At 59.2% G+C, this 12,608-nt stretch carries 9 protein-coding genes; 2 read left to right on the top strand and 7 right to left on the bottom strand.

From position 1 onward, the window contains the following. Window positions 1-76: 76 nt before the first annotated feature. The 7 genes from CPA59_RS05855 to menF form a co-directional block, all read right to left on the bottom strand. Window positions 77-622 (bottom strand): YfaZ family outer membrane protein, encoded by a 546-nt coding sequence (locus tag CPA59_RS05855; protein ID WP_038918235.1) that lies wholly within the window; start codon window positions 620-622, stop codon window positions 77-79. 206 nt (window positions 623-828) lie between these two features. Then, window positions 829-2,208 carry an o-succinylbenzoate--CoA ligase gene (gene menE / locus CPA59_RS05850; protein WP_049842516.1) on the bottom strand — a complete coding sequence of 460 codons (1,380 nt, stop codon included), beginning with the start codon at window positions 2,206-2,208 and terminating at the stop codon, window positions 829-831. Further along, on the bottom strand, window positions 2,196-3,164 hold the full coding sequence (menC, locus tag CPA59_RS05845; protein WP_107758879.1) for an o-succinylbenzoate synthase: 969 nt from the start codon (window positions 3,162-3,164) through the stop codon (window positions 2,196-2,198). Before menC ends, menE begins: the two co-directional genes overlap by 13 nt. Next, window positions 3,164-4,021 carry a 1,4-dihydroxy-2-naphthoyl-CoA synthase gene (gene menB / locus CPA59_RS05840; protein ID WP_033570148.1) on the bottom strand — a complete coding sequence of 286 codons (858 nt, stop codon included), beginning with the start codon at window positions 4,019-4,021 and terminating at the stop codon, window positions 3,164-3,166. The genes menC and menB overlap by 1 nt, the downstream gene beginning before the upstream one ends. Then, entirely contained in the window at window positions 4,005-4,796 is a 792-nt protein-coding gene (menH, locus tag CPA59_RS05835) for a 2-succinyl-6-hydroxy-2,4-cyclohexadiene-1-carboxylate synthase (protein ID WP_107758878.1), read from the bottom strand. Before menH ends, menB begins: the two co-directional genes overlap by 17 nt. A gap of 2 nt (window positions 4,797-4,798) precedes the next feature. Continuing rightward, window positions 4,799-6,475, bottom strand: a complete 1,677-nt coding sequence (gene menD / locus CPA59_RS05830) for a 2-succinyl-5-enolpyruvyl-6-hydroxy-3-cyclohexene-1-carboxylic-acid synthase (protein ID WP_107758877.1) — start codon at window positions 6,473-6,475, stop codon at window positions 4,799-4,801. A 98-nt stretch (window positions 6,476-6,573) separates the two neighbouring features. Next, entirely contained in the window at window positions 6,574-7,902 is a 1,329-nt protein-coding gene (menF, locus tag CPA59_RS05825) for an isochorismate synthase MenF (protein ID WP_107758876.1), read from the bottom strand. An 847-nt stretch (window positions 7,903-8,749) separates the two neighbouring features. Here menF and CPA59_RS05820 point away from each other — a divergent pair. Both CPA59_RS05820 and rcsD read left to right on the top strand, forming a co-directional pair. Further along, window positions 8,750-9,934, top strand: coding sequence for an MFS transporter (locus CPA59_RS05820; RefSeq protein WP_107758875.1), 1,185 nt, complete (start codon window positions 8,750-8,752; stop codon window positions 9,932-9,934). A 4-nt stretch (window positions 9,935-9,938) separates the two neighbouring features. Continuing rightward, entirely contained in the window at window positions 9,939-12,608 is a 2,670-nt protein-coding gene (gene rcsD / locus CPA59_RS05815; protein ID WP_107758874.1) for a phosphotransferase RcsD, read from the top strand.

The raw sequence follows: 12,608 nt of genomic DNA, 5'->3' as shown, positions 1-12,608 counted from the left end.
AAAAAACGATCTGTAAAAAAACAAAAGGCGTGATAAACACGCCTTTTGTTTTTGTCTGCCAACCGATGTCGGGGAATCAGAAATTCAGCCCCACGCCAACGTAAGCGGTATCCGCTACGCGGTTGTCGTTGCCGTCTTCGCCGGACGCCATGTTGATGTAGCGATAGCCAACATCCAGCGACAGTGGGCGGAACGGCTGCCAGCGCACGCCGCCGCGGGCTTCCACATAGTGGTCCACATGGCTGGAGAACGCGTCCGGCGAGTAATAACCTTCACCGTACAGGGAAACGGAGCTGGTCACCGGCACCTGCAACCCGCCGCCCAGCGCGACGCCATAGCCATCTTTAAAACGGTTCTGGTTCAGGTAAAGCCCTTTGGCTCCCACTTTAAGCGACGCGTTGCTCAGCGCGAAGGTATAATCCAGACCGGCGCTGTAGACGTCATTGCTGTGTTTGTCATCATGGCTCCAGCCGGCATTGCCGGACAGGCCGGGCACACCCAGACCGAAACCGGCGCTGGCGCCCGTATAGTCACGACCCGCTTCCCCGGAAATACTGATGGCATGAGCGGAAACAGTCGCCAGCAGCAAACTTCCCGCACAAGCAATAACCCACTTTTTCATTTCTATAATCCTTAAAGACAAATAAGTTAAACGCGCACAACACCGTGATGTTAACACGCATTTTACCTAAATCTTCAGCAGCCAAAAGCATAAATAACCGACGAATGATGCTGTCGCGACAAAAAACAGGGCATTTTGCTCTTCCCGACCGAACGCGTCGATGACCGTTCGCTCCGCCATGCTCGCGCAGTTCCCCGTCACGCCAATCAGCGCGGCTGCTGCTCCACCCAGGTTTTCACCTGCTGTCGGGATACCTTGATCCCGCCGTTTTTCAATGCAGCCGGCAGCAGGTAACACGCCACCGGACGCTGAAATCCCGCCAGCCGGGACTGCCACCATGCGACCAACCGGGACAGCGGCAAGGCGTTTTCCACTTCGACGACCGCCACCGGGCGCTGGCCGAACTCCGGATCATCCACCGGCACCACGCAGGCATAGGTCACATCCGGATGCTGTAGCAGAACCGCTTCCACATCTTCCGGCTGAATCCCCTCGCCACCGCTGAAGAACTGGTTATCCAGCCGCCCCAGAATTCGCCATTCATGTCCATTCCACTGGCCGCGATCGCGGGTATGAAACCAGCCTTGCTCATCAGTGAGCGGGCTAAGTCCGCCTTCGCGCCAGTATCCCGCCGCCAGACAGCGGCCGCGCAGCAGAATTTCTTCGCCCTCCAGCCGTATCTCGCGTCCCGCCAGCGGCAACCCAACGCCGCCGCCGGCATCCGCGCGCTTGGCGCATACCGTGGACGCCAGCTCCGTCAGGCCGTAACCGCACCAGCAACGGATGCCCCGCGCCTCCGCCTGTTGAGTCAGTTCCGCCGGGATCATCGCGCCGCCCAACAACACCGCCCGCAGGCTGATCGGAGAACGGTTCTGCGACAGAAGACGCCAGAGCTGGGTAGGAACCAGCGAGGCGTGAGTACACACTCGCAAAGCGACATCCAACGGCTGGTCCGGCCTGACCACCAGCGATGCCCCGGCGGCCAGCCAGCGCCAGACAATCCCTTGTCCGGATACATGAAACAGCGGTAGCGACAGCAACCAGCGATCGCCCGCGCTGAACGCCATCAGCGCCAGTACGCCTTCGGCGCTCACCAGATGGGCTTCACAGGTGTGCACCGCCGCTTTCGGCATGCCGCTGGAACCGGACGTCAGCGTCATGGTCGCCAGCCGTTGCGCTTCCCACGGCAGCGCCGGCAGCACGTCATCCGACGACGACGCCGACAGGCTCAGAGGAATGATGCTTTGCGGCCACGCATACCCATCGACGCTCAGCCCATACTCAATATTCAGCGCGGGCAACAACGCATCCAGCAGCGTATCGGGCAGTTGCGGATTCAATGGCAACAGACGCGCCCCGCACTGCAACAGCGCCAGATAACAGAACAACATATCGGTACTGTTTTTGCCGCGCAGCGCCACCCCCATGCCTGGCCGCACCCCCTGACGAACGAAACCGGTCGCCAGTTGATTCAGATGACTCGCCAGTTGCTGCCAGCTCCAGATTCCGTCGTCGTCCATCAGCGCCGGCGCCATCGGCTGGGACGCAGCCCAGCTTCGCCAGGGCCAGTCGGTCAGGCTTGCCATATCGGCTCCAGACGGTCCGCCGCGATCAGCGGCAACGCGCTGTCAGGCCAGGCGCGCACCACCTGCGTCTGCATCAGATCCAGCGTATCCAGCCCCGGCAGAACGCCCGGCGTCAGCCAGCGCGCCAGTCGCGCCAGTTGCGTCAGCCCCAGACTGGACTCGATGCTGGAACTGATCACCGCCGTCAGGCCAGCCTGATGCGCCTGCTCCACCAGTTGGCGACAGCGGTTCAGGCTGCCGGTCAGCGAAGGTTTGATAATAATGGCGGCCACGCCCGGTTCCGCTTCAACCCGGAATCCCGGCTCGCGCACGCTTTCGTCCCAGGCGATGGCAATGCCGGTGGCGCGAGCGAAATCGCGCGACTCGTCGCGGGTTTTGCAGGGTTCTTCCAGAAAAGCGATGCGGGAACGATAGGCCGGCGTCACATAGCGGGCGAATCCGTCGGCTTTAGCCCGCGTCCAGCTACGGTTGGCATCCAGCCGCAGCCGTAGTTCGGGCAGCGCGTCCAGCAACAGGTTGACGATCATGCCGTCGCGTACCGCTTCATACAGCCCGACCTTCACCTTAGCCACCGGTTCAGGCAGGCTTTGCAGCATGGCGAACAATTCATCCGGATCGCCATTGCACAGCGGCGCTTTACGATAGTCCGCGTCGTCAGGTAACTGGCCGGACAGCTCGGCCAGCGCGCAGCTAACGCCGAAATCGACCGAGGGCAAACCGCACTCGTCCAACGCCTGCCCTGACAACCAGGCTTGCAGTTGCGTCTGTACCGCGCCGGACGCCTCCTCCAGCGTCTCCACACTGAATTGCGGCAATGGCGCGACTTCGCCCCAGCCTTCCCGTTCGCCGTCACGCAGGCGAATAAGCAGCCCGTCGCGGGTTTTCAGGCGCTGGTTGCGCAGCACCACCCCGGCATCCATCGGCACGCTGTAACGATAGAGGATGGCCTGACGCATCAGGGATTCCGTTTAAATTTGCTGAAGTCGGGCTGGCGTTTTTCGTTAAAGGCATTGCGGCCTTCCTGCCCTTCTTCCGTCATGTAGAACAGCATGGTGGCGTTGCCGGCCAGTTCCTGCAATCCGGACTGACCGTCGCAGTCGGCATTCAGCGCGGCTTTCAGGCAGCGCAGCGCCATCGGGCTGTTTTGCAGCATTTCACGGCACCAGCGCACGGTTTCGCGTTCCAGTTCCGCCAACGGCACCACGGTGTTGACCAATCCCATATCCAGCGCCTGCTGTGCGTCATACTGACGGCACAGGAACCAGATTTCGCGAGCCTTTTTCTGACCGACGATGCGCGCCATGTACGAGGCGCCCCAACCGCCGTCAAAGGAACCGACACGCGGCCCGGTCTGACCGAAAATGGCGTTTTCCGCCGCAATGGTCAGATCGCACATCATGTGCAGCACATGGCCGCCGCCGATGGAATACCCGGCCACCATCGCCACCACCGGTTTCGGGCAGGTACGGATTTGACGCTGGAAGTCCAGCACGTTGAGATGATGGACGCCGCTGTCGTCTTGGTAGCCGCCGTAGTCGCCGCGGACTTTCTGATCGCCGCCGGAGCAGAACGCTTTCTCGCCGGCGCCGGTCAGGATGATCACGCCGATACCGTCATCATGACGGGCGTTGTCCAGCGCCTGAATCATCTCTTTTACCGTTTGCGGGCGGAACGCGTTGCGCACCTGAGGACGATTGATGGTGATTTTGGCGATGCCATCGGTCGACTTGTGATAAAGGATATCGACAAAATCCCCGCTGCAATCGTGCCATGCTACCGGTGCGTAAAGCAGTTCTTCACTGGGATAAAGCATATTGAATCTTCCTTTCGGGATGCGAAATAAACTGACGAATCCGTTCGGCATACTCTGACGGATTCGCCTGATGAGCGTTGTGTCCGGCGTGGTCCACACTCAGCAACGGCAAACGATGCTGCGCGGCCAGCGCCTGAAATTTAGTGTCCTGACCGCCACAGAGGTAACCGAACGGAACCCGTAGCCGCTGCAGGGCGTCAACCAGACAGGGTTGACGGGATAAAGAGGTCGCTTCCAGCATATCGGCGACCGCCGGTCCGTGATTGCCGCGCCGCAATGCAATCAACCGTTCGCGTTGCGCCGACGACAGGCGGGCGAAAACCGGCTGCTGATACCAGTCCGGCAGCACGCTATCAAGCGGCTCATGGCGAAAACGGCGCGCCCAGTCGGCATCATGCCGCTGTCGCGCCTCACGTTCTGCTGCCGACGCCAGCCCCGGATGACCGCCTTCCACCAGCAGCCCCCGCAAACCGGCAGCGTCGCCCCGGCTGGCGTGATACATGGCAATGCGCCCGCCCAGCGAATACCCCAGCAGCCAGTAGTCGGTTACCGCCTGTTGCGCCAGCAGCGCGGTCAGTTGGCGACTCACGTCGGCAAAATCCGCCGTCGGCAACGACCGGGACGCGCCATGTCCCGGCAAATCCACCAGCAGTAGCGGCCAGTCGGCCAGATACGGCAACACCGGCTGCCAATCTTCGCCGCTGCCGAGCAGGCCATGCAGCATCACCAGCCAGGGTTGCCCCGGCTGCGGCTGCCCCACCCAACGGCAATGCATCGTCACCACGACGGCACCTCGGCCGACAGCCGCTGCAGCGTTTCGGCGCCGGCTTTGGGTTCCACCACGACTTCCAGCAGCGTGGTACCACCCTGCCGCCACCCGGCATTTACCGCGTTCTGTACTTCAGACCATTGCTGCGCTCGCGCGTAACGCAGCCCGAACAGCGCCGCCGCATGACGAAAATCCACCTGCTGCGGCATACAGTAAAAAGCTTCGCGTTGCGCCTCTGGCGTCGGCAATAACGAAAAAATCTGCCCGCCGTCATTATTAACCACCACCAGCACCAGCGGCGCAGGCGGCTGACGCAGCAGCGCCAGCCCGTTAAGGTCATACAACGCCGACAGATCGCCGACGATGGCGAGCATCGGCCGGACATCGGCGCGCTGCACACCCGCCAGCGTCGACAGCAGGCCGTCAATGCCGCTGGCGCCGCGGTTGGCGTACACCGGATACCCCGCCGGCAAACGGGCGAACGCATCCACCAGCCTTACCGTCAGGCTGTTGCCGACGAAAAACTGCCCTTGCGGCGGCAGCAGTTCGGCGACGCGATGCGCCAATTGCGCCTCGCCGAAACCGCCGGACAAGCGGGCAGCCACCTGGCGGATGACCCGTTCGGCACAGGCTTCAACCTCTGGCGCCCAAGGCGATTGAGCAACGGCCGGATGCGCCGTCAGCCAGTCGGCAATGTCGGCCACCAATCGACGACCACGATGCTGCGCGGGGTCAAGCCGTCCCGGCTGGCTGTCGACCAGCCAGTATTGGTCGGGCGTCGCCGTCGCCTGCCACTGCAGCAGACGTTTGCCCGTCAGGCTGGCGCCGAACTGCACCACGATCTCAGCCTGACGCAGCGTTTCCGCCTGCGGATGCTGAAGCCACAAATCGGCGCAGGCCAGTGGTTGACCGGTCTGCGACAACACATCGCCAATCAGCGGCCAGCCGAGCTGGCGCGCCCAGGCGGCTAGCTGTTCTCCGACCTGCGCGGGCACTCGCCCGGCGATCACGACGCCGCGCCGTTGCCGCCATTGCGGCCAGTCCGGCTGCATTGTTGTTGCCGGCGTCGCGCACGCGCCCTGCAGCCACGGCTGCGGTTGATGCCACCAGTCGCCCAGCGCCTGCAGCCAGTCCTGAAAGGCTGCCGGATCGTCTTCGCCATATAACGGCTCGGCAAACGGGCAATTGATATGCAGCGCGCCGTGGCGCAGCTCGGCCAGAGCGTTATCGAGGGCGGAAACCAGCCAGCGGGCCGGAATATCACAGGTGGGACGCGGTAAGTTGAGCGTTAATGTCGGGTGCGAGGCAAACATGCCGGGCTGCCGAATCGCCTGATTGGCGCCGCAGTCGATCAGCTCCGGCGGGCGATCCGCCGTCAGGATCACCAGCCGCTCGCCGGTCAGCCCGGCTTCAATAATCGCCGGATAGAGATTGGCCGCCGCCGTGCCGGACGTCACTATCACCGCCACAGCTTCGCCAGAGGCTTTAGCCAGCCCCAGCGCCAGGTGACCAAGACCCCGCTCGTCAAAATGGGTGTGACAGACCAGCGACGGGTGCGAAGCAGCCGCCAGCGTCAGTGGTGTGGAACGCGATCCCGGCGCAATGCAGATATGACGGACACCCTGATGGCTGAGCGCCTCAACGATAACCGTTGCCCAGCGGCGGTTAAAAATATGTGTGGACATGATCGACTCAACAACTCCGGTTGCGGGTTGTGGCAATAATTATATTTTTTTTCATCCGGCCAACTTTGATGTAAACCAGTAACAGGCAATAAATCGCGCTATGAAATAGCGTCTTCCAGCAACGACTTCAGTCCGGCGGCCTTGTTTTCCAGTTCCTGCCATTCTTGTTCTGGATCAGATCCCGCCACAATGCCCGCGCCGGCATACAGCGTCAGTTGCCGGTCCGCGACGCTGGCGGAGCGCAACGCCACGCTGAATTCGGACTGCTGACGCGACAAATACCCCGCCGAGCCGGCGTACCAGCCGCGGTGAAACGGCTCATGCCGGGCCAGAAACGCCCGCGCCGCGGCGCGCGGCAACCCGGCCACCGCCGCGGTCGGCTGCAACAGATGCAGGCACTCGCTATCCGTTCCGCTGCGCAGGGTCGCCTGAATCGTTCGCCGCAGATGCTGCACTTTGCGCAGACGAACGATCTCCGGCGGCATCACATCCAGCGTCAACGCCGCCTGATGCAGGCGCTGGCAAATATCGTCCACCACCAGCATGTTCTCACACTGATTCTTGACATCATTCATCAACCAGTCTGCCAGCGCAGCGGCTTTTTCATCGTCATGATCGCTGGCCACCGTTCCGGCCAGCGCCTCCGTTTCCAGGCGGGTATGCCGCCGCCGATAAAGCCGCTCAGGGCTGGACCCCAGAAACGCCTGATGCGGCGCGAAAGCCAGCATAAAATGATAACAGCGGTAATTGGCCGCCCGGCTGGCCGCCATCAGCGTGGTCGCCCGCAACGGCCGATCGAGCGACAGCATCGAGGCGCGTGCCGGCACCACTTTTTCCATCTGTCCGGCGGCAATGTCCGCCAGCGCCAGATGCAACAGGTCGATCCACTGCTGGCGATCCGGACAATGGCGGGTAGCTTCTATACGGGTATGCAGCGTCGGCAACGGCTGCGGCGGCAATAGCCGGCGCAGAAAATCCTGTGCGTCGCGCGCATCATCGCGCAGCGAGGTCTCACTGCACAGATTGACCCGCAGACGCAGACGCAACCCTTGTCGCAACAGGGCGATGCGCGGCAAAAACAGAAACGCAGCGGCATTCGCTTCCGCTACCGGATGCTGTTCAAACGCATTCAACCCCCAGAGACGCACGCTGTCATCCACATCATGACGTTGCAGAAAGTCCTCAGCGTGTGCGATATCGTCAAACACACGCACCTGACCACACACCGCCGCCTCTTCATCGTCCTGACGATGCTGCCAGTAAAACTGCGGATAAACGGGCTGCGAGGCCAGCCACGCCAGCAACGGCGAGCCGTCCTGCAACGACATGGTCAGCGTGATTGCATGAAAGCCCGCCTGCTCCGGCAAGGGTTCGTTGAGCGCCTGATGCATCTGGCGCAGCAGGTCAGAGAATTGCTGCACATTCACCCCATAGCCTAACTGAAAGTAGGGAATTATACGGGGCTATCCCTACAAAAAAAAAGTCATTAGCTTGATACCTACCCCGTAATAACCTGCTTACCCACACCCTATTTCTATGAATAGGCCTCTCCCCGGCCGTTCGCCAGCGAACAGAACGCACCCGCAGTTGAATAACGTCACCCAGAGGTTGGAGCCAGATTCATGGTGATTTATCTCAAATTGCGGCAGACATCCCAAAACGATTGCGATAATTCCTATTTCCAATTCTGGATTGCCGCAACGCCAAATAACCCCACGCTTAACCCACAATAAAAACAGGGTTTAGATTATTCTTTATCACGCCTTTTTATTTGCAGGCTTCCGCCATAAAAAGTATTCACAATATAAAAAATTTCGTCGCTTTTTATTTTTTGACGAAAGATGACTCAAGGTAACGTATTGTCATGTCGGCATATCGGGCCAGATGAACGCCACACCAGGCAGCATGGCGCTCAGCGAATAATCCCGGGCGGATGGACATATTCCTTCATCAACGATAATTCATCTCGTTTATATTTTCTGATTTTGTTCACCGCACAGAATGAAAAAGCAATCCGATGAAATTAGCATTAAGTGACAAAATTCTTACGACCGACAGTTCTAAAATTTTTCTCGCTATCATCAAATTCTTCATTCCGCTTTATCATAAATTACCTTCTCATTGCCGGGCTTGTCCCGGCATTTTTTATCTGCGAGCTTATTGTGGAACCCTTCCCGCATTTTCTGTCGACAAGACACATCCTCTTTCGATAAAACGTCGCAATTGTGGTAAAAATACCCCTCTGTCAGGTTCAGCGACGATAGTTATTCAGCAATGAGTTCAACCTTGAGTTCCTCCACGCTTGACCAGTCACAGCGACTGGACGACAAAGCGGTACAGTTCGCCACACGGGCGGTGTTTTTCATCACGGGCGCGGCGATGTCGGCCTGGGCGCCGCTGGTGCCGTACGCCAAATCCCGCCTTAACATCAACGACGCGTCGCTGGGAATGCTGCTGCTGATGATTGCCATCGGCTCGCTGACCGCCATGCCGCTGGCCGGCGTGCTGAGCGCGCGCCTGGGATGCCGCCGGGTAATGCTGTCCGCAGCCGCGCCGTTGTTTGTGGTGTTGCCGGCCCTGACGCAGGTTTCCACATTGCCCGCCATGGCGGTATTGCTGTTCCTGTTCGGCGCGGCGATTGGTCTGCTTGACGTCACCATGAATATTCAGGCGGTGGTGGTCGAGCAGGCCAGCAAAAGGGCCATGCTGTCCGGGTTTCACGGTTTTTACAGCGTCGGCGGCATCGCCGGTGCGGGCGGCGTCAGCGGCCTGTTGTGGCTTGGTTGTTCGCCGTTATGGGCGATCATCATCATGGTGCTTCTGCTCCTTCTGTTGCTGCTGTGCGGCACGCATCGCCATTTGTTGCATGGCTCGGGTCACGCCGAACGCTCCCCGCTGTTTGTGCGGCCGCGCGGCGTGGTGATGACCATTGGCGCGCTTTGCTTCATTATGTTTCTGGCGGAAGGCGCGATACTGGACTGGAGCGCCCTGTTCCTCAGCGGCGAACGCGGGCTCGACTCCCGGCTCGCGGGCGTTGGCTACGCCGCCTTTTCCATCGCCATGACGCTGGGGCGCCTCAACGGCGACCGGTTAACGCAGAAGCTGGGGCGCTACGTCATGGCAGCCGGCGGCAGTTTATGCGCCGCACTCGGCCTGTTGCTGGCGATTGCGGTGGATAACCCGGTTTCCGCGATAACCGGGTTTATCCTGGTCGGCCTGGGCGCCTCCAACGTGGTGCCGATTCTGTTCTCGGCGGCAGGCAGACAGCGGATCATGCCCGCCGGGCTGGCCGTTGCCTCAGTCAGCACTCTCGGCTATACCGGTATTCTGACCGGTCCAGCGCTACTCGGCTTCATCGCCCAATGGAGCAGCCTATCGCTGGCTCTGGGCCTTGTCGCACTGTTGCTGCTGATTGTCAGCCTCAGTATCCGTCCTCTTACCCGTTCATCAGGAGCCTGATTTCATGCCTGCGGCTATCGTGCGTTTTTTCCTGCTGTTTATTCTGTTGCTGCTGCTGATGACCGGCGCTTACAGCTATAACTACGTCAACAGCTGGATGACGGAGAAAAAATCCGCCCTGACAGACATTGCGGAAGGAATGCAAAAGCGCATCGATGCTTACCGCTTCTTTACCGATCAAATCTACAAAAATCTGATCAGCGATCCGACACCGCCCGATACTCCCAACATCAATCTGATTACGCTGATGCCGAATGTGTTTTATGTCGAGAAAAGCGGCCACAAAACGGATGCCTTGATTTTCGGGCCGCACGACAAAACCACGCTCGGCGCCATGCACCGGATATCGCAATATCTGGACGTCCTGTGGGGCGCGAAAACCGATATCTACTCGATGTACTACCTCAATGGGCAGGACAACAGCCTGACCATGGTCTCCACCCAGCCGCTGAAAGATATCTCGTCACAGTTCCGCGGCAGCTACCTCTCATCGATGGTGGAATCGCGCAAAACCGAGATGCTGCAGCAGGCGAATACGCTGGATGAACGGGAAAGCTTCTCCCCCTTACGCAAGCTGCGTTTTTACAACGACTATTACTTTACCCTGCGCACGACGTTCAATCAGCCTGGGCATCTGGCTACCGTCATTGCGTTCGACTTGTCTATCAACGATCTGATCCCGCGCAATATGTCGCGGGACAGTTTCATGCTGCGCCAGCAAACACCGCCGGTAAACGCCGACGCCAGCGCGGATAACGACATCCCCACCGATATTCGCCGTGAAGGCGCGCTGCTGGAAATCTCGGCCCAGTTGATGAACTCGCCGATCAAACTGGTCTATGCCATTCCGTTGGGCCGGCTGGTGACCGATATGCTGCGCAACAATATCTGGGTGATTGCGCTCAATCTGGCGTTGCTGGCTATCTCGCTGATGGGGGTCTACGCGTTGCGGCGCTACTACGCCCGGCCGAAGGATGACCTGTCCCATCACTTGAAAGAACAACAGCGAATGTACGGCGAGATCGTCAGCCGCATCCCGGTCGGGGTGCTGGTTTACGATTTCAGCAACAACAAGGTGATGGTGGCGAACGCGCTGGCGGAACGGTTATACCCGCACCTCAGCCTGAAGAAAATCTCCACGCTGGCGGAGGAGCATCAGGGCGTTATTCAGGCCACGGTGGATAACGAGATGTACGAGGTGCGCGTGTTCCACAGCCAGCACACGCCGTCGCTGTGCCTGTTCCTGCTGCGCGAACAGGATCAGGAAATATTGATTACCAAAAAGCTGCAGCTGGCGCAGCGGGAATTCGACAAAAACGTCTCGGTTCGCAAACGCCTGTTCCGCAACCTGAGCCAGGAGTTTAAGCAACCGCTGTCCGCCGTACACCAGTTGGCGCTGACGCTGCGCAAAACCGACAACCCGCCAGAGCATCAGAAAACGGTTCAGGCGCTGATCGCCGAAACCAGCGGCGCCATCCGTCTGATGGAAAACATCGCCCTGCAGGCGCGACTGGAAACGGTGGAATGGCATCTGGTCCATGACTCGTTTTCACCGCTGACGCTGATTGACGATTTGATGCTGGAATTGCTGCCGCGTATCCAGCAAAAAGGGTTGAAGCTGTTCAATCATTACAAGCTCGACCCGCGCCAGACCTATCTGGGCGACAGCGAATTGCTGAAGAAAACCTTGTCGCTGCTGCTGGACTACTCCATCACCAATACCGACTACGGCAAGATCACCCTGTCCTGCGAGCCTTCGGCGCATACCCCCGAGCAGTTGCTGATCCGCATTAGCGATACCGGCACCGATATTTCCGGTATGGAGCGGGACAATCTGGTGCATCCGTTCGCTACCACGCCGCTATCCGATCGCTTCCGGCACAATTCCGGATTAACCCTATTTCTATGCAATCAACTCTGCAACAAACTAGGGGGTCAACTGCAAATCAACAGTCGACCAGGACTCGGCACCCAGTACGTGCTGACCTTGAAAATGCAGCCGGACCCGCTGCCTGCGGAAGAAGATGAGAAATTATTGGACGACATCACGCTACTCCTGAACATTACCTCGGATGAGGTACGTACCATTGTTAGCCGTATGGTGAGCAACTGGGGCGCGGATGTCGTGGTATATGACGAACGACTGGTGAGTCAGGATGCGGAAATCACGATTACCGACGATCCCAGCCGGATGGCCGACGATACATTGCTGGTGACCAGCGACGATACGCTGCTGGTGCCGCTGGGGCATCGCCGCCTGCGTACCAACTACAATGTCAGCCAGTTACTGCTGGAAGGTCTGCTGAAACTGATCGAACAGCAACTGGATACTTCTCCGGACGATCCCCTGCCTGAAGAGCAGGACGATATCGGCTTCTATGTCCGTCAGTTACGCAACAGTGACTACTATTCCTTGTTTGTTGATACAGTACCGGAGGATTTAAAGAGACTATATACTGAGACCCAAGATGGCGATTTTTTGTCACTTGCGCAAACAGCACACCGCCTGAAAGGTGTCTTTGCCATGCTGAATCTTCATCCCGGCAAGCAGTTATGTGAAGCGCTGGAAAAGCTTATTACCACCCAGGATCGCGCGCAGATAGAAGCCAACCTTCAGCAGATCGAAGGTTTTGTCACAGCATTGCTGCAGCCCGGTGGCCAACAATATGAGTAA

The sequence above is a fragment of the Dickeya sp. Secpp 1600 genome, assembly GCF_003049805.1.
GTDB classification, from domain to species: domain Bacteria; phylum Pseudomonadota; class Gammaproteobacteria; order Enterobacterales; family Enterobacteriaceae; genus Dickeya; species Dickeya fangzhongdai.
The sequence above is the reverse complement of the archived record's forward strand: the minus strand, read 5'-3'. Positions and strand labels throughout refer to the sequence as shown.